The sequence below is a fragment of the Rhizobium sp. R339 genome (assembly GCF_002211395.1).
In the GTDB taxonomy this organism is placed as follows: Bacteria; Pseudomonadota; Alphaproteobacteria; order Rhizobiales; family Rhizobiaceae; genus Rhizobium.
In genome coordinates, this window is the sequence record NZ_LOKV01000002.1 from 112,778 (window position 1) to 134,880 (window position 22,103).

Genomic DNA, 22,103 nt, shown 5'->3' on the forward strand with positions numbered 1-22,103 from the left:
CAAGCAAGCCGCCGCCCGATGTAACCTCACCGCTCAGGGTGGGGATCGTGGCGACGCCGAATTTCACGCTGATGCCGCTTGCCTGCTTCACGGACTTTCTTCGGCTGGCAGGTGACGAAGGCGACTTCAGCCGGCGGATCTATTGTGACTGGGAGCTGCTGTCGCACAATCTCGATCCGGTGCGGTCGAGTTGCGGCCTGGAACTGACGCCGGGCCGGACATATGGCGACCCGCGCGACTACGACTTCATCGTTGTCCACGGCGGCATCCTCCATGCCGATCATAAGATCCCGCCTGAGCTCTACGACTTCGTCACGGCGGCTGCGCGCCAAGGCGTGCCGGTGGCCGGCAACTGCTCGGGAAGCTTCGTGCTGGCCGAGGCCGGCCTGCTCGCCGGAAAAGGATGCGCGGTCCATTTCACCCTGGCCGGGCTGTTGCGGCAGACCTTTCCTGACGTCACGCCGATCACCGACCGGCCGGTCGTGGTCGACGGAAACGTCATCACCTGTCCGGGCGGACTGGCTTCGATAAAGCTCGCAATGTATCTGGTGTCCAACGCCTGCGGGGAGTCCCGTGCGCACAAGGCGTTTCACTACCTTCTCGGCGATCATGGCTTCGACAGGGAGGAAGCCGTCGAGGAGCCGGATCTCGGCATGAAGTGCGCGGACCGTCGTGTCACTAATGCGATCGGCCTGATGCGGCAGAAGATGTATGAGCTTTGTTCGGTCGCCGAGATCGCTGCGAGCGTCGGGACATCGGAACGCGAGCTTTCCCGGCTTTTCCGGAAGCATCTGCAGGTCGCTCCCGGCGAATATTGGCGCCAGATGCGCCTGAAAGCGGCGAAGTGGATGGTGCTCAACAGCGATAGGTCCATCGCCCAGATCGCCTACGAGTGCGGCTTCACGGATTGCGCCCATCTGGTGAACTGGTTCAAGCGCGCCTATCACGTGACACCGGCAAAATTGCGCAGATCGCATCGTGAACTGGGAGTGCGCTGACTGGCCGTTTTTAGGCCGGCTTCAGCCGAGGCCGCGTAGAAATTCTTCCGTCTCCATGAGTTCGAGCTGCACGGAGAACCGATCGTGCAGAAGTTCCAGCGATGCGTCATAGGTGTCGTCGGCGCTGCTGCAGACGGCGTCCTTCAGCACGATGACGCGATAACCGAGATCGATGGCGCCGAGCGTCGTGGCGAGCACGCAGACATCTGTTTCACCGCCGGTGATGACAAGGGTATCGACCCGCTCCGACTGGAGGACCTGATGAAGACGACCGTCGATCCACGGGGAATAGGTGCGCTTGTCGAAGTGTCTTGCCGGCGGAACGAGCGAGGCCAGTGAAGACGCCAGATCGACGAGACCGCGCGGCAGATGCTCGCCGGTCATCATCCACCATTTCCGGTAGTAGTCCCGCCATTTTCCCGGCATCTCGTCGGCGCGCTCGGGCGGCACGAAGCGGGTGAAGATCGTCCGGGACGGGTGCCGGCCGGCAAGTTCCTCGATCTGGGGACAGACCCGCGCCATCCAGGGAACGTGCCACGGCGTGTCTTCGGAAAACATCCGCTGCATGTCGACGCAGAGGTGGCGCCACTCCCCGATCTCGCCCATGTCATTCTCCATTGACCTTCGGCGCTAACCGTCGTCCGGAGTGAAAGTTCCCGATCGGGACGAGGTCGAAAGTCCTTCAGGCAATGGCTTCCGAAGCGATGGGAGGTGATCCCGCGCCGTTGGCTGGCCGGAAACAATCCAGTTCGTGAAGGGGAACCGGCTTGGAGAAGAAGTAGCCCTGCAGGTCGGTGCAGCCGAGGGCGGCGAGGAAATCGCGTTGATATTCGGTTTCGACCCCTTCGGCCGTCGTCGAGATGGCGAGGTTGCGGCTGAGCGCGACGATGGCGCCGATGATGGCAGCCCCATTGGCTTTCGTGCCGAGCATCGATACGAAGGAACGATCGATCTTGATCCGGTCGATATCGAAGCGCATCAGATGGCTGAGGCAGGAATAGCCGGTCCCGAAATCATCGAGCGAAATCTGGACGCCTCGGCTGCGCAGCGACTTCAGCACGGTGTAAATTTCCGAATTATCCTCGATGAGCGAGGACTCGGTGAGCTCGAGTTCGAGCCGCGACGGCGACAGCCCGATCTCGTCAAGCACGGCGAACACCTCCTCGGCGAAATTCGGCCGTCTCAGCTGAGAGGGAGAGACGTTGACCGCGACGAAAGTGTCTTCGGGCCAGCTGCGGGCGGCATTGCAGGCTTCGCGCAGGACCCAGAAGCCAAGCGCGTCGATGAGGCCGCCCTCTTCTGCCGCAGGGATGAAGCTGGCAGGTGTCAACAATCCGCGCTGGCTGTGACGCCAGCGCACGAGGGCTTCCGCCCCCGACGCCTTGAATCCCGTCTCGGCGCGGTGGACCGCCTGATAGTAGACTTCGAGCGATCCGAAGTCCGGCCTGTTCAGATCGGGCAGGGAGCGGTTGGCGGAGGCGGCAGTGCCGATGGCCAGCACCTCCCGCAATTCGTTCTTCAGAATGTCGCGCGCATTTCTGCCGCCGTCCATCGACGACGAGTAGATGCGCCATTGACCTCTCCCGCCCATCTTGGCCTCGTAGAGCGCGACGTCGGCATAACGCATGATATCGTCGGCATTCCGTCCGGCATCCGGCACGATGGTGACGCCGATCGAGCCGCCGACGCGTGCGACCGCTTCGCCGTTCAGCAGCGGGAAGGGTTTGCCGAGTTCGGCCACGATCGCCTGGCAGATTGCCGGCAGAATTTTTTCATCGCCCCGGATGTTGCGCAGAAGCACGGCGAATTCGTCTCCGCCAAGCCGGGCAAGCGTATCGCCGGGACGAAGCACGGAGCGGATCCGGTCCGCCGCCACCCTGATGAGTTCATCGCCGGCGGCATGGCCGAATGTGTCGTTGACGGCTTTGAACCGGTCGAGATCGAGAAGCGCGACCGCCGAGCGCTCGGAGGAAGTGCGCATTTGCGCCAGGCACTCCTCGAACCGCATCGCGAACAAGGCGCGATTGGGAAGGCCGGTCAGCACATCATGCAGCGCAAGCTGCCTTGCATGGAGCTCGCTTTTCTTCAGCTCGCCGAGACTGTTTCGCAGCCGCACGAGCAGGACCGAGAGCAGAACTGCGATCACCAGGGCGGCAATTGAAAGCGCCGGCATCAATCGGCCGATCACTCTCGAACCTGGAAGGTCGGGCCGCCACACGATGAAGCCGATCGGTTCGCCGTTTGCCGTCGCATCGATCTGAAACGCCACTTCGTCCTCGTCGGGATCGGCCGTGCGCGCGAAGCGGGCGCCGTTGAGGCCCTGCTGCCGGCTCAATTCGTCCAGTGCCGCCCCGTCGAGAAACCGCACGACGATCAGAAATTGCCGTGCGGGCTGCCGTTGCCCCTGAGGAGTGTCGTTGATGCCGACGATGCCGACGATGGTCGGACGGCCCTCCAGCCGCATCAGATTGGCGAGTGCATGGTTGAGATTGATCATGCTCGCACGGCGGCTTTCCAGCGATGATGGTGTTCGTTCGCTGAAGACAACGCCTTGGTCTGTCGTCAGGCGGGCATCTTTGAGGAGAGGCAGGAAGAGAGGCCTCATCCAGCGGTAGCGCTTTTCCGTTGCGGCGTCGGTCAGCATGACCAGCTGAGCCTTCTCATCGACGACGAAGGCCTGGTCGTAGCCAAAGGCGGACATCGCGGTTTGACTGATCGCGCTGCCGGCTGCTGCCGAGAGAACCGCATCGAGGCTGGAGGAAACGCCTGCTGCCTGGGATGCGGGATAGACACGGGCGAGGTAGCCGTTGCCGAACTGGCCGATAACGTGGGCGACCTGATCGACCTGTTCCCGCAGGCGCGCATTCACGAGCTGGCGCTGGCGATCGAGCGCTGCAGCATCGCTCTCCTTGCCCGCCCAGAGCGCCGAGAGAACGACGAGCCCGATCGCTCCCAATCCGCTGATGGCGATCAGAAAGAGAATTCTTCCCGAGGCGATCCAGGATTGCTGAAACGTATTGGAGCTGGAGGGAAGGACGATGTGCAAACGCAGACCCCAAAACACCGCTAGACCAGGGCGCAATCACCAAAACAAAATTAACGCTGTCGCAGACGCTAACAAAGAAGCGTTCACGTAGAATTAAAGGCTAATGCTCACTATTGGGAAAGATCGACTATGTCCCAGGGAGCCCGGACAATGATGCGCAGATCCATCCAGACCACATTGCGCGCAACACTGATGGCGAGCGTCGGCGCCGTCTTGGCCGCGATCTTGCCGCTAGAGGCCGCTGCGCAGGATTCCGCGCCGATGCGCATTGCCGTCGAAGGCGCGTTTCCGCCCTTCAACTACCTCGACGCCAACAATAAGCTTCAGGGCTTCGACATCGATATTGCCAATGCGCTGTGCGAAACCGGCAAATTCGAATGCAAGTTTATCATCGAGAAGTGGGACGACATGATTCCCGATCTCGTCGGCAAGAAATACGATGCGATCATCTCATCCATGTCGATGAGCCTGGAGCGCCGCCAGAAGGTTGCCTTCACCGAAAAATATTACACCAGCCCGTCGGTATTCATCGTCCGCAAGGATTCTGCAATCAGCGATGTCAGCCCGGCCGCCCTGCATGACAAAAATCTCGGCGTGACCTCGTCGACGGCGCAGGAGTCCTACGCCAATCATCTATATCCCGACATGAAGAAGACGGTTTTCCGGTCTTCCCCGGAACTGTACAAGGGGCTGGCGGACGGCAGCGTCGATATCATCCTGGAAGACAAGCTCGCCATCTACGACTGGATCGCCAACACGAAGGCGGGAAGCTGCTGCGAGTTCAAGGGCCCGGATCTGGCCGACGTCACCTATTTCGGCGAGGGCGCCGGGATTGCCGTGCGCCTGGATGACGGCGAACGCCTTTCGCGCCTGAACGCGGCCTTGAAGGCGATCAAGGAAGACGGGACCTATGACATGATCAACGCGAAGTATTTCCCGTTCAGCATCCAATAGCCGCCAGCCGAATTTTCATGCGATTGCCGTGAGATGGCCGGTTCGTCCGGCCATCTCCGTTTCGGTCCGATCGTTATGCGGCCTTTGCGACGTCGCCATGTGGATCGAGGACGAATTTCGTCGCCGCTCCATGGTCGAAGCTCTCATAGCCCTGGACGGCCTCGTCAAGCGGGATGACCTTGGCGTTGACGATATCGGCGATCGGCAGCCGGTCATGGAGAATCGCCTGCATGAGCTGGCGATTGTATTTCAGCACCGGCGTCTGGCCGGTGTGGAAGGACTGGGCCTTGGCCCAGCCGAGGCCGAAGCGAAGCGAGAGATTGCCGTGCTTGGCGGCATTGTCGACGGCACCGGGATCCTCGGTCACATAGAGGCCGGGAATGCCGATCGAACCGGCGGCGCGGGTGATCTCCATCATCTGGTTGAGCACGATCGCCGGCTGTTCGCCGCCCGAATGGCCCCTCGCCTCGAAGCCGACCGCGTCGATGGCGCTGTCCACCTCGTTGCTGCCGACGACCTCAGCGATCATGTCGCCGAGACGATCGCTCTTGGAGAGATCGATGGGTTCGAAACCGACCTTGGCCGCATGGGCAAGACGATCCTTGTTGAAGTCGCCGATCATGACGACCGCAGCGCCGAGGATGCGGGCCGAAGCCGCAGCGGCAAGGCCGACGGGACCGGCGCCCGCGACATAGACGGTCGAGCCGACCCCGACGCCGGCGCGCACCGCGCCATGGAAGCCGGTCGGCAGGATGTCGGAAAGCATGGTGAGATCGCGGATCTTCGCCATTGCCTTGTCCCGATCCGGGATTTTCAGCAGGTTGAAGTCGGCATAGGGAATGGTGACGTAACGCGCCTGTCCGCCGATCCAGCCGCCCATGTCGACGTAACCGTAGGCGCCGCCGGCGCGGGCCGGGTTTACCGTCAGGCAGACACCGGTATCCTGGGATTTGCAGCAGCGGCAGCGACCGCAGGCGACATTGAAGGGCACCGAGACGATATCGCCGATGTCGAGCATCTCGACGTCGACGCCCTTCTCGATGATCTCGCCGGTGATTTCGTGGCCGAGGACCAGGCCCGGCATCGCCGTCGTGCGGCCGCGGACCATGTGCTGGTCGGAACCGCAGATATTGGTCGATATCACCTTCAGAATAACGCCGTGCTCGATGCGACGGCCGTCCGGCGCTTCCAGCTTCGGATCGTCGATGTCGCGGACCTCGACCTTGCCCGGCCGGAGATAGACGACGCCTCTATTCTTGCTCATGGATTCCTCCCATGTGTTTGATGCCTCGAGCTGCAGCCGATAGCCGGCGACAACCCCTTCCTCCGGGCGGCCCTCCTTTGCAGCCCGGTATTCACGACGCCGGATATCGCCGCATCGGGCGATATTCGAATTCATGATTGACCGATCGGATGGAGGGAGAAAGTGAACACGAGGTCTTGCCTGTCGTCCGCTCGTCATCGCCGCCGCGATCGTCGATCTGCTGCGCAGAGAGCTGGTTCGGGCTCCAGAACCTCCTTTCGATCCGTCTCGATATCCTTCCGAATGTCTCATCCGGCGATCTGCTAGGACTCAGTTGTTCTAACCGCTGCGGGCAGCGCCAGCATCGGACCGGCCTCCCAATGGCTCATGTCGCCAGCTCGCGAGGCGGCGCCTTGAACACCACAAGGAAACCACTTCCGGCGGAAAACAGCGCCCGAAAAAACGACATGGGTGCAATTCAAAGACGACAGTCGAAAATCCGCGGCAGCGTGCCGCTCAGGGGAACGAGTTGGCCCCTGGAATAGGGCGGTTTTCCGGATGATCTCAGAAGATTTGAGCGAAGCAGACGCCGTTTTCAATCGTGATTGGACATCGGCTGCGACCTGAGCCACGCTGCTTTTGGGAGCGGACCATCTATTTTTCTTGAAGATAGGAGGCCGGAATGGAACAGTACGCACTGGAGCAGCTGAAAACAGTTGCTAAGGTCAGCACGACCTTTAAGCGCCTTGAACTGACACGGCGTGAACGCATCGAACGGTGGGCCGAAAGTCTCGAACGCAGCCCCAGACCGTTTCTCAAGACGCTTCACGAAACGGAATATCAGCCGATCGCGGATCGGATGGCCTTGCGGGATAACGATACCCCGATCTCCGTTGCGTTCGCTGATCCCGTCCTGCGGGCGGCAGGAATTGAAAATGACAGCTATGGAGAAGCCAAACGGTTCTTCGAACTCAGCGACGAACAGTTGCACGAGCTTGTCTGCTTCTGCCATTTTGGTGAAAGCGTCAGCGCTGCGGCCGTCGCTCGCCGCGTGCGAAAGATCGTGGATCCCAAACCAAGCGGGTTTTTCGCTCAGCTTCGTGCGTTCTTTGCCTAACCGAGGCTGAGGGGGCCATGATGCTGGAAGGCTGGCGCTCGCCGTGAAACGGCGGCCGCTCAGCTGAATGCGGTTGCGCCAGTGGGGCTAACTAGCCGTCGTAAGATCGCCGCCGGCCTCGGTTGAAGTCGACCGCCGTATGCCAGAATACGGCGCCGAGGATAATCGCGCCGCCGAAATAGGTGGCGATGGGCGGCGCTTCGGAAAACAGCAGCCAGACCCAGAAGGGCGTCAGCACGATTTCCATCGTGCCGATCAGCGCGGCTTCCGCCGGCGGCATCCGCTTCGCGCCGGCGAGGAAGAGCACCAGTGCGAGGGAGAAATTGGTGGCGCCGAAGGCGGCAAGCACGATCCAGTTGTGCAGGTCGAGCGAACCGACCGAACCGAACGGCGCGAAGATGACCAAGGTCAGAAAGGCGCTGACGACGGTCGGCGGCAGGCTCGGCACGCCGGGGCTGATACGCGGAATGATGATGACGAGCGCGAAGGATGCGGTCATGCCGAGGGCCAGCAGATCGCCCCAGCCGGTGCCGCCGCCGATCGACGAGGCGACGATGACGCCGACGCCGAAGAGGGACACGGCGCCGGCAATCATCGTCCGCCTGGCAACCCTCTCTCCGAGGATGAGCCAGCCGAACAGAGCCGCAATGAAGGGCGTCGTCGCATAGATCATCGTCACATTGGCGACGGTGGTCATGTAGAGCGCCCCGATGAAGCATCCCTGACTGAAGGTCTGGCATGCGATCATCGCAAGTCCGGACGGATGAAAGACGGAACGCCATTGCCGCCGCGAGATGCCCCCTTCGAGGAAAAGGCAGGGGATCAGCAGGAACAGGCCTCCGAACAGCGACCGCCAGGCGATCGCCGTCCATACGTCGGTGGTGAGGAGCCGCGAGTAAACGCCACTCGCACTCCAGGCTAGTGTCGCGGCAACGATGAGAAGCACACCCTTCTCGTGCTCGCTGCCTGCGAGGTGTCTGGCCGGATTTTCAATGGTCACGCAGATAGTCTCAAAGAAGGAAGTCGAACGCCGCCCATTTCTGCGCCAGCAATTGACATTAGACAAACGAATAGTAGTGATAGCTATCATCGATTTTTTCTATGGCTTCCAATGCAAGAACCGATCGAGAGCGACCTTCTCAGAACCTTCCTTGTTGTCGCCGAGACGTCGAACTTTTCGGCGGCCGCCCAGCGCATCGGGCGGACGCAATCTGCCGTCAGCACGCAGATCAAGAGGCTCGAGGCGGCGATCGGCGAAAGCCTCTTCGAGCGCGGCGCCCGTGGCGTGCTGCTCACGCGTCAAGGCATTCAGCTGGTGCCCTATGCCCGCAGGGTCATCGATCTCCTGAACGAGGCGGCGGCGATGATCCGCAGCAAGCCGCTCGACGGGCCGGTGCGCATCGGAATTCCCGAGGAATACAGCCAGACGGTGCTGCCGGCGGCACTTGCGGCTTTCGCGGTTCGCCATCCGGCGGTCGAAGTCACCGTGTCCTGCGACTACACCGTCCGCAACCTCGCCGCCCTGGAACGGGACGAACTCGATCTGGCCGTCGTTTTCGACTGGAGCGATCAGAACAAGGGCGAAGTTCTCTGCGTCGATCCCACCGTCTGGGTTACGTCGATGGTGCATCGGCTGCACGACATCGATCCCTTGCCGGTTGCGACCTATCGCAACTCCACCTGGTCGCGCGACTTCGCGCTCCGGTCGCTGGAGCAGATCGGCCGCAGCTACCGGATCGCCTTCATCGCCGATACCGGTTCGGGGCTGAAAAATGCCGTGACCGCGGGTCTTGCCGTCACCACGCTTTCCCGCAGCAGCATTCCGCCCGGCTGCCGGGAACTGACGGCCGAGGATGGCTTTCCGCCGGTTGACTCCTCCAAGGTCGTTCTGCGCCGCAATAGTTTCCGCTCCAGCGAAGCGGTGCGGGAACTCGCCGAGATGCTGCGGGACGCATTCCAGCCTATGTCGGCGCCGATGGTATGATACGGCGGCGCAAGCGGCGCCGTGTCTCCGACGGGCTCTCCGAAAAACTCGCCCGGTAGCTTCTTGCAAAGGCCGAGGCCGAATTGAAGCCGGTCGCCGCCGCGATGTCGGCGAAGGAGGCCGTCGTCTCGATCACCTTGCGGCGCGCCGTGTTCAGACGCAGCGCGAGATAATGCACATGCGGCGGCGCGCCGATGCTCTGCTGGAAGAGGTCCTGCAGATGCCGGGCGCTGATGCCGACCCTGCGGGCGAGCCGCGCAAGGATCAGGGGCTGCTCGATATGCTCCTCCATCAGATGCACTGCCTGCGTCACGCGCGGATCGTGCGCGCGCAGCCCCGCCGAAGCGGCCGAAAGCGTTTCGTCGGCGTGGAAGGAAGGCTGCTCATAACGGAACAGCCGGCTGACTTCGAGCGCCAGCGAATAACCCTGCCGATGCCGGATCGCCTCCAGCATCAGGTCCACGGTCGGGAGTGAACCCGATGTCGTCAGGCGCTTGCCGTCAATGACGAAACGATCCTTGACGGCCCTCACCTCGGGATAGGCGAGCGCGAAATCCTCGTAATCCTCCCAATGGACAGTCGCCCGCAGTCCGTCGAGCAGGCTTGCTTCGGCGAGCAGCCACGTGCCGGACTCGATGCCGGCAACGATCCTGCGGTAGCGGGCGGCCTGGGAAAGCTGCATCTTGAGTGCCGGCGTCGCGCTGCGGTGCCAGTTGTAACTCGCCAGCACAAAGAGCGGCCTGTCGTCGGTCGTCGCCTGGAAGGTGCCTTCGGCCGGGATCGCGATGTGGCTGGTGGTCGGCACCGGCGCGCCGTCCGGCGTCAGCAGCCGCCAGCGATAGAGTTCGCTGCCGGCGATGCGGTTGGCGCCGCGCAGCGGCTCGATGACCGATGCGATCAGGATTAGGTTCGTATCCGGCAGGACGAGAAGGTCGATATCGAGCCGTTCCGTCGATCGCTGCAGCAAGGCCGCCTCCCAAGGTTTCCGATAATGTATCGATGGCTTCCGAAAATGCAAAGCATTGCTGCTCGTCCTGTCGCGTAATGCCCGACAAGACGGGGAGAACAAAACATGCCTCTAGCGATGAACCGTGATGTCTTCATCACCTGCGCCGTTACCGGCGCCGGCGATACGGTCTCCAAATCCAGCCACGTTCCCATCACTCCCAAGCAGATCGCGGAGTCCGCGATCGACGCCGCCAAGGCTGGGGCGGCTGTTGTTCACTGCCATGTCCGCGATCCGGAAACGGGGGCCGCGAGCCGCCGCAACAATCTCTACAGGGAGGTCACCGACCGCATCCGCTCGGCTGACATCGATGTCGTCCTCAATCTGACGGCCGGCATGGGCGGGGATCTGATCTTCGGGGACGTTGAAACCCCCCTCCCCCTCAATGCGAAAGGCACCGATATGGCGGGCGCCAGCGAGCGCGTCAGCCATGTCGCCGAATGCCTGCCCGAGATCTGCACGCTCGACTGCGGCACGATGAACTTCAATCTCGGCGACTATGTCATGACCAACACGCCGGCCATGCTGCGGGCGATGGCGAAGAAGATGACGGATCTCGGCGTGCGGCCGGAAATCGAGGCCTTCGACACCGGCCATCTCTGGTTCGCCAAGCAGCTTGCCGAGGAAGGCCTGATCGAAGACCCGGTGCTGATCCAGCTCTGCATGGGCATTCCATGGGGCGCCCCCGACGACCTCAACACCTTCATGGCGATGGTCAACAATGTGCCTCAGAGTTGGACCTTCTCGGCTTTCTCGATCGGCCGCAATGCCATGGCCTATCCGGCGGCGGCGGTTCTGGCCGGCGGCAACGTGCGCGTCGGCCTGGAAGACAACCTCTTCGTCGGCAAGGGCCAGCTCGCCACCAATGCGCAGCTCGTCGAAAAGGCGGTGCAGGTGGTGGAAGGCATGGGGGCGCGGATCATCGGACCGGAAGATGTGCGCAAGAAGCTGAAGCTGACGAAACGCTGAGGATATCATGACCAAGATCAGCAAGGCGGCCTGTATCGGCGGCGGCGTCATCGGCGGCGGATGGATCGCCCGCTTCCTGCTCGCCGGCATCGATGTCGACGTGTTCGACCCGCATCCGGAAGCAGGCCGTATCGTCGGCGAGGTGATCGCCAATGCCGAAAGAGCCTATGCCATGCTGACCGGCGCACCGCTGCCGCCGCCGGGCAGGCTCCGCTTCTGCCCGACGCTGGCGGAAGCCGTCACGGATGCCGACTGGATCCAGGAAAGCGTGCCGGAAAGGCTCGATCTCAAGCGCGGCGTCCTGACCGAGATCGATGCGGCTGCGCGCCCGGATGCCCTGATCGGCTCTTCCACCTCGGGCCTGCTGCCGAGCGACCTGCAGCGCGACATGAAGCATCCGGAGCGCCTCTTCGTCGCCCATCCCTATAACCCCGTCTATCTGCTGCCGCTCGTCGAAATCGTCGGCGGTGAGAAAACCTCGGCGGCGACGATCCTGGCGGCGATCGAAAGGCTGGCGCCGATCGGCATGAAGGGCGTCCACATCGCCAAGGAGATCGAGGCCTTCGTCGGCGACCGGCTGCTCGAAGCGCTCTGGCGCGAGGCTCTCTGGCTCATCCACGACGACATCTGCACCGTCGATACGCTCGACGACGTCATCCGCTATTCCTTCGGCCTGCGCTGGGCGCAGATGGGTCTGTTCCAGACCTACCGCATCGCCGGCGGCGAGGCCGGGATGCGCCACTTCCTCGCCCAGTTCGGTCCCTGCCTTGCCTGGCCCTGGACCAAGCTCACCGACGTCGTCGATCTCGACGATGCGCTGATCGAAAAGATCGGCCGGCAATCCGACGAACAGGCGGCGGGCCTTTCGATCCGCCAGCTTGAGCGCATACGCGACGAAAATCTCGTCGGCATCTTGCAGGCGCTAAAGGGCGGCGACGGCGGCAAGGGCTGGGGCGCCGGCAAGCTGCTGAAGGAATTCGAGCAATCGCTTTGGGCGCAAGGTGGAGGCGAGACCATGCCCGCCGATCCTTCACAGCCGTTGCGACTTGTCGAAACTAAGGTGAGCCCGGCCTGGGTCGACTATAACGGCCATATGACCGAGCACCGCTATCTCCAGGTCTTCGGCGATACATCAGACGCGCTGCTGCGTCTCGTCGGCGTCGACCTTGCCTATGTCGAGGCGGGGCACAGCTATTACACGGTGGAAAGCCATATCCGCCATCTCGGCGAGGCGAAACTCGGGCAGTCGATCCATTCGGCCTGCCAGATCCTGAGCGCCGACGAGAAGCGGCTGCATGTGTTCCACACCCTGCACGACACGGCGACGGCCGAGGTCATCGCAACCGCCGAGCAGATGCTGCTGCATGTCGACAGCAAGGCGGGCAAGGCGGTGGCGGCGCCGGCCGCGGTGCTCGACAGAGTGAAGGCGATTGCCGCGGCCCATGCGGAACTGGCGCTGCCCGAAGGCGCCGGCCGCCACGTCGGCCAGAGGCGGTGAGGAGGATCGGCATGGATTTTGGTCTCAGCGAAGAACAGGAAATGATCGTCAAGACGGTTCGCGCCTTTGTCGAGACCGAAATCTATCCGCATGAGAACGAGGTCGAGCGGATCGGCATCGTTCCGCCGGAACTCGGGCGCGAGATCCAGCGCAAATGCATCGATCTCGGCTTCTACGCCTGCAATTTCCCGGAGGAGGTCGGCGGCGCCGGCCTCGACCACGTCACCTTCACGCTGGTCGAGCGGGAGCTTGGGCGCGGCTCGCTGGGCTTGACGGTTTTCTTTGGCCGGCCCTCCGGCATCCTGATGGCCTGCGAGGGCGAGCAGCGCGAGCGCTATTTGCTGCCGGCGGTACGCGGCGAGAAGATCGATGCGCTCGCCATTACCGAGCCGGACGCCGGCTCCGACATGCGCGGCATGAAGTGTGCTGCCCGCCGCGACGGCGGCGACTTCGTGCTGAACGGCACGAAGCATTTCATCTCGCATGCCGATGTCGCTGACTTCGTCATCGTCTTTGCCGCCACCGGCGAGGAGGAAACGCCGAAAGGCATCAAGAAGAAGATTACCGCCTTTCTTGTCGATCGCGGCACGCCGGGATTCGAGATCTTGAAGGGCTATGATTCCGTCTCGCATCGCGGCTATCACAACTGCACCCTGAGCTTTACCGATTGCCGGATTCCTGAAGCCCAGGTGCTGGGCGAGGTGCATCGTGGATTCGATATCGCCAATCAATGGCTCTACGGCACGCGGCTGACGGTTGCCGCCACCTGCGTCGGCCGGGCGCGGCGCGTCTTCGAGATGGCCTTGCCCTATGCCGCCGAGCGCAGGCAGTTCGGCAGGCCGATCGGCGCCAATCAGGGCGTGTCGTTCAAACTTGCCGATATGATCACCGAGATCGACGCGGCCGAGTGGCTGACGCTTGCAGCCGCCTGGCGGATCCATACCGGTCTCTCGGCCGACCGGCAGATTGCCTCGGCGAAGCTCTATGCCTCCGAAATGCTGGCGCGCGTGACGGATGAGGCGATCCAGATCTACGGCGGCATGGGCCTGATGGACGACCTGCCGCTTGCCCGCTTCTGGCGCGATGCGCGCGTCGAGCGCATCTGGGACGGCACCTCGGAAATCCAGCGGCATATCATCAGCCGCGACCTGCTCCGGCCTTTGGGAGCATGAGCCGATGACATCCAGCCCGCTCGACCGCCTGCTCAGACCGCAAACGATCGCCGTTTTCGGCGGTCGTGAGGCGCGCCGGGTGATCGAGCAATGCGACCGGATGGGCTTTTCGGGCGAGATCTGGCCAGTCCATCCCAAACTCGATGAAGTGCTCGGGCGGCCCTGCTACCGCTCCCTTTCCGATCTGCCCGCCGCGCCGGACGCTGCCTTTGTCGGCGTCAACAGAACGCTGACCATCGACATCGTACACGGCCTTTCGCGCGCCGGCGCCGGCGGGGCGGTCTGTTATGCATCGGGCTTCAGCGAGGCGACGGCGGAACTTGCCGACGGCGCCGAGCTGCAGCAGGCACTTGTGGAAGCGGCCGGCGGCATGCCGATCCTCGGGCCGAACTGCTACGGGCTGATCAACGGCCTCGATGGCGCGCTTCTCTGGCCTGACCAGCACGGCATGAAGCGGATCGAACGCGGTGTCGCGATCCTCACACAGTCCTCCAATATCGCCATCAACCTGACTATGCAGACCCGTGGGCTGCCGATCGCCTATATGGTGACGGCAGGCAACCAGGCGCAGACATCGCTTGCCGATGTCGCCTGCGCGCTGATGGAGGATCCGCGTGTGACGGCGGTCGGCCTCCACGTCGAAGGGTTTGGCGATCTTGCCGCGCTCGAACGTCTTGCCGCCATTGCTCGGCGTTCACGGAAGCCCGTTGTCGTGCTGAAGGTCGGCCGATCAGAGCAGGCAAGACATGCGGCGGTGTCACATACCGCCTCGCTTGCCGGCAGCGATGCGGTGGCCGATGCCGTGCTTGCCCGCCTCGGCATCGGCCGGGCCCAGACCCTGCCGGCGCTGCTCGAAACCCTGAAGCTCCTGCATATCGCCGGTCCGCTCGCAAGCCATTCGATCTCGTCCATGAGCTGCTCCGGCGGTGAGGCTTCACTGATGGCGGACGCCGCCGTCGGCCGCAAAGTGGAATTCCCGGCCTTGCAGCCGCAGCAATTGCCGCGTCTGCGGCAGGTGCTGGGCGAGATGGTGGCGCTGTCCAATCCGCTCGACTACCACACCTTCGTCTGGGGTGACGCCGCGCGCCAGACGGAAGCCTTCAGCGCCATGTTCGAGGGCGGCTGCGCGCTCAATCTGGTGGTGCTGGACTTCCCTCGCGGCGACCGATGCGATGCATCCGAGTGGACGACAACGGTGGACGCGGTCATCGCCGCGGCTGCCGCGACCGGCGCATTGGCCGGCGTTCTCGCGACCCTTCCCGAGAATATGCCGGAGCCAGTCGCCGATCGTCTGATGGCAAACGGTATCATCGCCTTCTCAGGCATCGATGAAGCGGTCACCGCAGCGGAAGTCGCCGCCGGCATCGGTCGGGCCTGGGATCGCCCGCCGCCTGCGCCGCTGCTCGATGTGCGGCCTATGGAGGGCGAGATCGAAACACTGACCGAAGCTGATGCAAAGATGGAGCTTTCTGCCTGCGGCCTTCCCGTTCCCCGAGGGCTGCAGGCCTTTTCTTCTCGCGAAGCCGCCGAGCAGGCCGAACGGCTCGGCTTCCCGGTCGTTCTCAAGGGCCTCGGCATAGCCCACAAGACCGAGGCAGGGGCTGTCGTGCTCAATCTCAGGAATGCCGAGGCCGTATCGGATGCGGCGGCGGCCATGGCCTGCGATGCCGGTTATCTCGTCGAGAAGATGGTCGATCCCTCGGTCGCAGAGCTCATCGTCGGCGCTACCCGCGATCCCGTCTTCGGATTGTCGCTGACATTGGGAGCGGGTGGAGTTTTCGTGGAATTGCTTGAGGATTCCGTCATCCTGCCGCTTCCGGCGACGAAAGCCGAGATTCATGCGGCGATTTCGCGTCTCAAGATTGCGAAATTGATCAATGGCTATCGCGGCCGGCCGAGGGGCGATCTCCAAGCTGCCGTCGATGCTGTCGCAGCTACGGCAGAATATGTCGTAACGAATGCGGTGCGCCTGGAGGAACTGGACCTTAATCCCTTGATGGTTCTTCCCGAAGGGCGCGGTGTGGCCGCAGTTGATGCTCTCATACGGCGAAGGAGGTAGCGTAGGTTTGAGCGATCCTATTCGCACACGACGTGACGGCGGCGTTCTGGAAGTCGTCATCGACCGGCCGAAGGCGAATGCCATCGACCTTGCGACCAGCCGTGTCATGGGATTGATCTTCCGCGATTTTCGCGACGATCCCGAGTTGCGCGTCGCCATTGTGACGGGTGGGGGCGAAAAGTTCTTCTGCGCCGGGTGGGACCTGAAGGCGGCTGCGTCAGGCGATGCGGTCGACGGCGATTACGGCGTGGGCGGCTTCGGCGGATTGCAGGAACTGCGCGACCTCAACAAGCCGGTCATATGTGCCGTCAACGGCATCTGTTGCGGCGGCGGGCTGGAGATCGCGCTTTCGGCCGACCTGATCCTCGCTGCCGAACATGCGACTTTCGCCCTGCCGGAAATCCGCTCGGGCACGGTCGCCGATGCAGCGTCGATCAAGCTGCCGAAGCGCATTCCCTATCACATCGCCATGGACATGCTTTTGACCGGACGCTGGCTCGACGTGCACGAGGCGCATCGCTGGGGCTTCGTCAATGAGGTGTTGCCGGCTGAGCGGCTCATGGAAAGAGCCTGGGAGCTTGCCCGGATGCTCGAAAGCGGGCCGCCGCTCGTCTATGCGGCCATCAAGGAAATCGTACGCGAAGCGGAGGGTTCGACGTTCCAGACTGCCATGAACAAGATCACCAAGCGGCAGTTTGCGACGGTCGACAAGCTCTATTCGAGCGAAGACCAATTGGAAGGCGCCCGCGCCTTCGCCGAGAAGCGAAACCCCATTTGGAAAGGAAAGTAACGAGGCGGCGGCAACCGCAGCATTTTCCCGCATGATGCGGGCACCGGAGGCGGAGAGGAAACCGCCTGCGATCCTGCCCGGAAGTTCTGTCAACGCACCACAAAGAAGGAACTGGGGAATGAACGACTACACGAAATATCTCGCAAGCCGCGTCACCGCAGGCGGGCTCAGCCGCCGCGAATTCATGGGACGCGCCATGGCGGCCGGCATCACGCTTGCCGTCGCCGACAAGCTCTTCACCGAAAGCGCCGAAGCCGCCGAACCGAAGCGCGGCGGCCACCTCAAGCTCGGCCTCGAAGGCGGTGCTGCCACCGATTCCAAGGACCCGGCGAAATTCCTGTCCCAATTCATGTTCTGCGTCGGCCGCTGCTGGGGCGACATGCTCGTCGAATCCGACCCGCTGACGGGTGCGGCCGTGCCGGCGCTCGCCGAATCCTGGGAGCCCTCGAAAGACGCGGTGACCTGGACCTTCAAGATCCGCAAGGGCGTCAAGTTCCACGACGGCAAGGAACTGACGATCGACGACGTGGTTGCGACGCTGAAGCGCCATACGGATGCGAAGTCCGAATCCGGCGCGCTCGGCGTTCTCGGCTCGATCAAGGAGATCAAGGCCGACGGCGGCAACCTCGTCCTGACGCTCAGCGAAGGCAATGCCGACATGCCGCTGCTGCTGTCGGACTACCATCTGGTCATCCAGCCGAATGGCGGCGTCGACGATCCCCTCGCCTCGATCGGCACCGGCCCTTACAAGCTCACGAGCTTCGAACCCGGCGTTCGCGCCACTTTCGAAAAAAACAAGGAGGACTGGCGTACCGACCGCGGCTATGTCGATTCGATCGAGATCATCGGCATGAACGACGCAACCGCCCGCATCGCGGCGCTGTCGTCCGGCCAGGTGCACTATATCAACCGCGTCGACCCGAAGACGGTCAACCTCTTGAAACGCGCCCCCAATGTTGAGATCCTCTCGACCGCCGGCCGCGGCCACTACGTCTTCATCATGCATTGCGACAAGGCACCGTTCGACAACAACGACCTGCGGCTCGCCCTGAAATACGCCATGGACCGGGAGACCATGGTGCAGAAGATCCTCGGTGGCTACGGCAAGGTCGGCAATGATTTTCCGATCAACAGCACCTATGCGCTCTTCCCCGAGGGCATCGAGCAGCGCGTGTACGATCCCGACAAGGCCGCGTTTCACTACAAGAAGTCGGGCCATAGCGGCTCGGTGCTGCTGCGCACCTCGGAAGTCGCCTTCCCCGGCGGTGTCGATGCGGCCGTGCTCTATCAGGAAAGCTGCAAGAAGGCCGGCATCGAAATCGAGGTCAAGCGCGAACCGGGCGACGGCTACTGGACCAATGTCTGGAACGTCCAGCCCTTCTCGACCTCCTATTGGGGCGGCCGGCCGACGCAGGACCAGATGTATTCCACCGCCTATCTCTCGACGGCGGACTGGAACGACACCAAGTTCAAGCGCCCCGACTTCGACAAGCTGCTGCTGCAGGCCCGCTCCGAACTTGACGAAGCCAAGCGCAAGGACATGTACCGCGCCATGGCGATGATGGTGCGCGACGAGGGCGGCGTGATCCTGCCGATGTTCAACGACTTCGTGAACGCCTCCACCAAGCAGGTGAAGGGTTACGTCCACGACATCGGCAACGACATGTCGAACGGCTACGTCGCAACCCGCGTCTGGCTGGACACCTAGCGGCAAAGGGCACACGCCCTTCCGACCTCCAACGAAGCCGGGACCGTGGGATGAAACCCGCGGTCCTCCCGACGTTTCAGCGCTAGGCCTTCGCCATGACCAATCCTGCCCCAAGCAATATCCTGCCCGGCCTCCGGTTCCGGCAGCGTTTCCCGCTGCTTGCCCTTATCCTCGAGCGCTTCGTGCTCAGCATCGTTTTGCTTTTTGCCGTTTCCATCCTGATCTTCGGCGGCCTGGAAGCCCTGCCCGGTGATTTCGCCACCACCTATCTCGGCCAGTCGGCGACGCCGCAGGCGGTCGCCAATATTCGCCAGGATCTCGGGCTCGATCGCCCGGTGACGACGCGCTACATCGAATGGCTCGGAAATGCCGTCCAGGGGGATTTCGGCACCTCTTGGGCTAGCAAGAATTCGGTCAGCGAACAGATCGGCAAGCGTCTCGGCAATTCGCTTTTCCTGGCGGGTTTCGCGGCGTTGATTTCAGTGCCGCTCGCCATCGGTCTCGGCATGGTCTCGGTGCACTTCCGCAACCGCATGCCTGACAAGATCATCAACGTGATTTCGCTGGCGGCAATCTCCTTGCCGGAATTCTTCATCGGCTACCTGCTGATCCTGTTTTTCGCGGTGAAGTTCGGCATGGCGACCTTTCCGGCGACCGTCTATGACAGCATGGGCTTCGTCGAGCGATTGAAGGCGATCGCGCTGCCGACGGCGACCCTGGTGCTCGTCGTGCTCGCGCACATGATGCGCATGACGCGGGCCGCGATCCTTTCCGTCATGTCGTCGGCCTATATGGAGACGGCGGAGCTGAAGGGCCTCAGCGCCTTCCGTTCGATCGTCAAGCACGCCGCTCCGAATGCGCTCGCACCAATCATCAATGTCGTCGCCCTGAACCTCGCCTATCTCGTTGTCGGCGTCGTGGTCGTCGAAGTGGTCTTCGTCTACCCCGGCATGGGGCAATATATGGTCGATGCGGTCACCGTGCGCGACATGCCCGTCGTGCAGGCTTGCGGCCTGATCTTCGCGGCGGTCTACATCTTCCTCAACATGATGGCCGATATCCTCGCGATCGTCGCCAATCCCCGGCTAAGGCATCCGAGATGAGAGCAAGAGACATCCCCATCACTGCCTGGATCGGCATAACAGGCATCGCCATCGCCTTCATCTTCGCGATCTTCGCGCCCTGGATCGCGCCTTACGGCGAGACCCAGGTCGTCGGCGACGTCTGGCAACTGCCTGACGATAAATATGTCTTCGGCCTCGACAATCTCGGCCGCGATATCCTCTCACGGCTGATTTTCGGTGCGCGCACGACGCTGCTCGTCGCCTCCGCCGCCACCATCATCTCCTTCTCGCTCGGGGTCATCCTGAGCTTCACGGCCGCCGTCTCGCGCGGCATCGTCGATACGGTCTTTTCGCGCTTCAACGATCTGATGATGTCGATCCCGACGCTGATCTTCGCGCTCGTGGTGCTCGCGGTCCTGCCGCAGAATATGATCGTCCTGATCCTCGTCATGGCGATCCTGGATTCCACCCGCGTCTATCGTCTCGGCCGCGCCGTGGCGCTCGATGTGGCGGTGATGGAATTCGTTGAGGCGGCGAAGCTGCGCGGCGAAGGCAAGCTCTGGATCATCTTCCGCGAGATCCTGCCGAACACGCTGTCGCCGCTGCTGGCCGAATTCGGCTTGCGCTTCGCCTTCTCGATCCTCTTTCTCTCCACCCTCTCCTTTCTCGGCCTCGGCATCCAGCCGCCGGCCGCCGATTGGGGCGGCATGGTCAAGGACAACAAGGACGGCATCATCTTCGGCATCTCCGCAGCCCTGGTGCCGGGCACCGCGATTGCGACGCTGGCCATTTGCGTCAACCTCGTCGTCGACTGGCTCCTGAAACGCACATCCAGCCTCAAGGGAGGGCGCGGCGATGCCTGAGCTTCTTTCCGTCCGCAATCTGAAGATCGAGGCGACCAGCTATCCGCCAGGCGAGCCGCCGAAACGCGTGACCATCGTCGATGGCGTCTCCTTCGACCTCCAGAAGGGCAAGGTCCTCGGTCTGATCGGGGAATCGGGCGCCGGCAAATCGACGATCGGCCTTTCGGCGCTGGCCTATGGCCGTGGTGGCGCCGAAATCACCGGCGGCGAAGTGCGGCTCGACGGCGCCGATATCCTGACGCTCGGCAAGAACGGTGTGAGGAAAATTCGCGGTGCGCGGGTCTGCTACGTCGCGCAGTCGGCCGCAGCCGCCTTCAATCCGGCACACCGGCTCGGCGATCAGGTGATCGAGGCATCGGTCAAGCATGGATTGATGAGCAAGGACGAGGCGCGCAAACGGGCGCTCTATCTGTTCCGCGTCCTCGGCCTGCCCAATCCGGAAACCTTCGGCGAGCGCTTTGCCCATCAGGTCTCCGGCGGCCAGTTGCAGCGTGCCATGACGGCAATGGCGCTCTGCTCCAACCCCGAGCTCATCGTTTTCGACGAGCCGACCACGGCGCTCGACGTCACCACGCAGATCGACGTACTGGCGGCGATCAAGCATGCGATCGAGGAGACGCACACCGCCGCGCTCTACATCACCCACGACCTCGCCGTCGTCGCCCAGATCTCGGACGACATCATGGTTCTGCGTCATGGCCGCCAGGTGGAATATGGCAGTGTCCAGCAAATCATCGAGGCGCCCCGGGAGGATTACACCCGGGCGCTGGTCAATGTCAGGCAGGCCTATCGCGACGAAGCCGCCGATCAGTCCTCGGCGCTTCTCAAGGTGGAGAATGTCGGCGCCGAATATTCCAACGGCTTCAAGGTGCTGCACGATGTCTCGCTGCATGTGCCGAAGGGCCAGACGCTTGCCGTCGTCGGCGAATCCGGTTCCGGAAAATCGAGCCTGGCGCGCGCCATTACCGGCCTCCTGCCGCCGAGGAGCGGCCGCATCGTCTTCGACGGCAAGCCGCTGGTGCCCGATCTGAAGAACCGGCCGAACGACGATCTGAGGCGCATCCAGCTGATCTACCAGATGGCCGACACGGCGATGAACCCGCGGCAGACGGTGCGTGACATCATCGGCCGGCCATTGACCTTCTATTATGGGCTGAGGGGTGCCGAGAAGACCGCCAGGGTGAAGGAACTGCTCGACCAGATCGAGATGGGCAACGGCTTCATCGATCGCTACCCGGCGGAATTGTCCGGCGGCCAGAAGCAGCGCGTGGCGATCGCCAGAGCTCTTGCCGCCAAGCCCGAACTCATCCTCTGCGACGAGCCGACGTCGGCGCTCGATCCCTTGGTGGCGGAAGGCATTCTGAAATTGCTCCTGCGACTGCAGGAGGAAGAGCAGCTTTCCTATATCTTCATCACCCATGACATCGCGATCGTCCGGGCGATTGCCGACAGCGTGGCGGTGATGCATCGCGGCAGGCTGGTGCGCTTCGGCCCGAAATCGAAGGCGCTGTCGCCGCCCTTCGACGACTACACGGATCTGCTTTTGAAATCCGTGCCGGAGATGGAGATCGGCTGGCTGGAACGCGTGCTCGCCACGCGGCGCATGGAAAGCGCCGGTCACTGAAAGGAATG

18 protein-coding genes are annotated in these 22,103 nt (G+C 62.8%); 13 read left to right on the forward strand and 5 right to left on the reverse strand.

Going from position 1 to position 22,103, the window contains the following annotated elements; all coding sequences use genetic code 11:
• Positions 1 to 47 precede the first annotated feature (47 nt).
• Positions 48 to 998: a helix-turn-helix domain-containing protein gene (locus tag ATY76_RS06080; RefSeq protein ID WP_245309742.1), complete on the forward strand. Its 951-nt coding sequence runs from the start codon at positions 48 to 50 to the stop codon at positions 996 to 998.
• A gap of 21 nt (positions 999 to 1,019) precedes the next feature.
• Here the strand turns inward: ATY76_RS06080 and ATY76_RS06085 are convergent, their stop codons facing one another.
• Both ATY76_RS06085 and ATY76_RS06090 read right to left on the reverse strand, forming a co-directional pair.
• The gene (locus ATY76_RS06085; RefSeq protein ID WP_088673880.1) at positions 1,020 to 1,604 is read right to left on the reverse strand and encodes a cysteine hydrolase; all 585 of its coding nucleotides are present in this window, start codon (positions 1,602 to 1,604) and stop codon (positions 1,020 to 1,022) included.
• Between the two features lie 76 nt (positions 1,605 to 1,680).
• A complete protein-coding gene (locus ATY76_RS06090) occupies positions 1,681 to 4,044 on the reverse strand; it encodes an EAL domain-containing protein (RefSeq protein ID WP_088673881.1) in 2,364 nt (787 codons plus the stop codon).
• Positions 4,045 to 4,194: 150 nt separating this feature from the next.
• On the opposite strand from ATY76_RS06090, the gene ATY76_RS06095 reads away from it, so the two are divergent.
• Complete coding sequence (locus ATY76_RS06095) at positions 4,195 to 4,998, forward strand: transporter substrate-binding domain-containing protein (RefSeq protein ID WP_088673882.1); 804 nt, start codon at positions 4,195 to 4,197, stop codon at positions 4,996 to 4,998.
• Positions 4,999 to 5,071: 73 nt separating this feature from the next.
• Here ATY76_RS06095 and fdhA read toward each other — a convergent pair whose 3' ends face one another.
• Complete coding sequence (gene fdhA / locus ATY76_RS06100) at positions 5,072 to 6,262, reverse strand: formaldehyde dehydrogenase, glutathione-independent (protein ID WP_088673997.1); 1,191 nt, start codon at positions 6,260 to 6,262, stop codon at positions 5,072 to 5,074.
• Between the two features lie 661 nt (positions 6,263 to 6,923).
• Here fdhA and ATY76_RS06105 point away from each other — a divergent pair.
• The gene (locus ATY76_RS06105) at positions 6,924 to 7,358 is read left to right on the forward strand and encodes a hypothetical protein (protein WP_088673883.1); all 435 of its coding nucleotides are present in this window, start codon (positions 6,924 to 6,926) and stop codon (positions 7,356 to 7,358) included.
• 91 nt (positions 7,359 to 7,449) lie between these two features.
• On the opposite strand, the gene ATY76_RS06110 is transcribed toward ATY76_RS06105, so the two are convergent.
• Positions 7,450 to 8,358: a DMT family transporter gene (locus ATY76_RS06110; RefSeq protein WP_088673884.1), complete on the reverse strand. Its 909-nt coding sequence runs from the start codon at positions 8,356 to 8,358 to the stop codon at positions 7,450 to 7,452.
• A 111-nt stretch (positions 8,359 to 8,469) separates the two neighbouring features.
• On the opposite strand from ATY76_RS06110, the gene ATY76_RS06115 reads away from it, so the two are divergent.
• Entirely contained in the window at positions 8,470 to 9,342 is an 873-nt protein-coding gene (locus ATY76_RS06115; RefSeq protein ID WP_088673885.1) for a LysR substrate-binding domain-containing protein, read from the forward strand.
• Here the strand turns inward: ATY76_RS06115 and ATY76_RS06120 are convergent.
• On the reverse strand, positions 9,320 to 10,309 hold the full coding sequence (locus tag ATY76_RS06120) for a GlxA family transcriptional regulator (protein ID WP_088673886.1): 990 nt from the start codon (positions 10,307 to 10,309) through the stop codon (positions 9,320 to 9,322). The genes ATY76_RS06115 and ATY76_RS06120 overlap by 23 nt on opposite strands.
• A 105-nt stretch (positions 10,310 to 10,414) precedes the next feature.
• On the opposite strand from ATY76_RS06120, the gene ATY76_RS06125 reads away from it, so the two are divergent.
• The 9 genes from ATY76_RS06125 to ATY76_RS06165 all read left to right on the forward strand — a co-directional run bounded on the left by ATY76_RS06125 (position 10,415) and on the right by ATY76_RS06165 (position 22,095).
• Complete coding sequence (locus ATY76_RS06125) at positions 10,415 to 11,317, forward strand: 3-keto-5-aminohexanoate cleavage protein (RefSeq protein ID WP_088673887.1); 903 nt, start codon at positions 10,415 to 10,417, stop codon at positions 11,315 to 11,317.
• Positions 11,318 to 11,324: 7 nt separating this feature from the next.
• Positions 11,325 to 12,815, forward strand: coding sequence for a carnitine 3-dehydrogenase (locus ATY76_RS06130; protein ID WP_088673888.1), 1,491 nt, complete (start codon positions 11,325 to 11,327; stop codon positions 12,813 to 12,815).
• An 11-nt stretch (positions 12,816 to 12,826) separates the two neighbouring features.
• The gene (locus ATY76_RS06135) at positions 12,827 to 13,987 is read left to right on the forward strand and encodes an acyl-CoA dehydrogenase family protein (RefSeq protein WP_088673889.1); all 1,161 of its coding nucleotides are present in this window, start codon (positions 12,827 to 12,829) and stop codon (positions 13,985 to 13,987) included.
• Positions 13,988 to 13,991: 4 nt separating this feature from the next.
• Positions 13,992 to 16,046, forward strand: a complete 2,055-nt coding sequence (locus ATY76_RS06140) for an acetate--CoA ligase family protein (protein ID WP_088673890.1) — start codon at positions 13,992 to 13,994, stop codon at positions 16,044 to 16,046.
• A 7-nt stretch (positions 16,047 to 16,053) separates the two neighbouring features.
• The gene (locus tag ATY76_RS06145) at positions 16,054 to 16,836 is read left to right on the forward strand and encodes a carnitinyl-CoA dehydratase (RefSeq protein WP_088673891.1); all 783 of its coding nucleotides are present in this window, start codon (positions 16,054 to 16,056) and stop codon (positions 16,834 to 16,836) included.
• Positions 16,837 to 16,954: 118 nt separating this feature from the next.
• Entirely contained in the window at positions 16,955 to 18,544 is a 1,590-nt protein-coding gene (locus ATY76_RS06150; protein WP_088673892.1) for an ABC transporter substrate-binding protein, read from the forward strand.
• Between the two features lie 95 nt (positions 18,545 to 18,639).
• Complete coding sequence (locus ATY76_RS06155) at positions 18,640 to 19,647, forward strand: ABC transporter permease (protein WP_088673893.1); 1,008 nt, start codon at positions 18,640 to 18,642, stop codon at positions 19,645 to 19,647.
• The gene (locus ATY76_RS06160) at positions 19,644 to 20,471 is read left to right on the forward strand and encodes an ABC transporter permease (protein WP_088673894.1); all 828 of its coding nucleotides are present in this window, start codon (positions 19,644 to 19,646) and stop codon (positions 20,469 to 20,471) included. The genes ATY76_RS06155 and ATY76_RS06160 overlap by 4 nt, the downstream gene beginning before the upstream one ends.
• A complete protein-coding gene (locus ATY76_RS06165; protein WP_088673895.1) occupies positions 20,464 to 22,095 on the forward strand; it encodes an ABC transporter ATP-binding protein in 1,632 nt (543 codons plus the stop codon). The genes ATY76_RS06160 and ATY76_RS06165 overlap by 8 nt, the downstream gene beginning before the upstream one ends.
• The last annotated feature ends 8 nt before the right edge of the window (positions 22,096 to 22,103 follow it).

Coding starts and splice junctions, on each gene's coding strand:
- ATY76_RS06085 (WP_088673880.1), bottom strand. CDS start 1,604: ATGGGCGAGATCGGGGAGTGGCGCCACCTCTGCGTCGACATGCAGCGG.
- ATY76_RS06095 (WP_088673882.1), top strand. CDS start 4,195: ATGATGCGCAGATCCATCCAGACCACATTGCGCGCAACACTGATGGCG.
- fdhA (WP_088673997.1), bottom strand. CDS start 6,262: ATGAGCAAGAATAGAGGCGTCGTCTATCTCCGGCCGGGCAAGGTCGAG.
- ATY76_RS06105 (WP_088673883.1), top strand. CDS start 6,924: ATGGAACAGTACGCACTGGAGCAGCTGAAAACAGTTGCTAAGGTCAGC.
- ATY76_RS06115 (WP_088673885.1), top strand. CDS start 8,470: ATGCAAGAACCGATCGAGAGCGACCTTCTCAGAACCTTCCTTGTTGTC.
- ATY76_RS06125 (WP_088673887.1), top strand. CDS start 10,415: ATGCCTCTAGCGATGAACCGTGATGTCTTCATCACCTGCGCCGTTACC.
- ATY76_RS06130 (WP_088673888.1), top strand. CDS start 11,325: ATGACCAAGATCAGCAAGGCGGCCTGTATCGGCGGCGGCGTCATCGGC.
- ATY76_RS06135 (WP_088673889.1), top strand. CDS start 12,827: ATGGATTTTGGTCTCAGCGAAGAACAGGAAATGATCGTCAAGACGGTT.
- ATY76_RS06140 (WP_088673890.1), top strand. CDS start 13,992: ATGACATCCAGCCCGCTCGACCGCCTGCTCAGACCGCAAACGATCGCC.
- ATY76_RS06150 (WP_088673892.1), top strand. CDS start 16,955: ATGAACGACTACACGAAATATCTCGCAAGCCGCGTCACCGCAGGCGGG.
- ATY76_RS06155 (WP_088673893.1), top strand. CDS start 18,640: ATGACCAATCCTGCCCCAAGCAATATCCTGCCCGGCCTCCGGTTCCGG.
- ATY76_RS06160 (WP_088673894.1), top strand. CDS start 19,644: ATGAGAGCAAGAGACATCCCCATCACTGCCTGGATCGGCATAACAGGC.
- ATY76_RS06165 (WP_088673895.1), top strand. CDS start 20,464: ATGCCTGAGCTTCTTTCCGTCCGCAATCTGAAGATCGAGGCGACCAGC.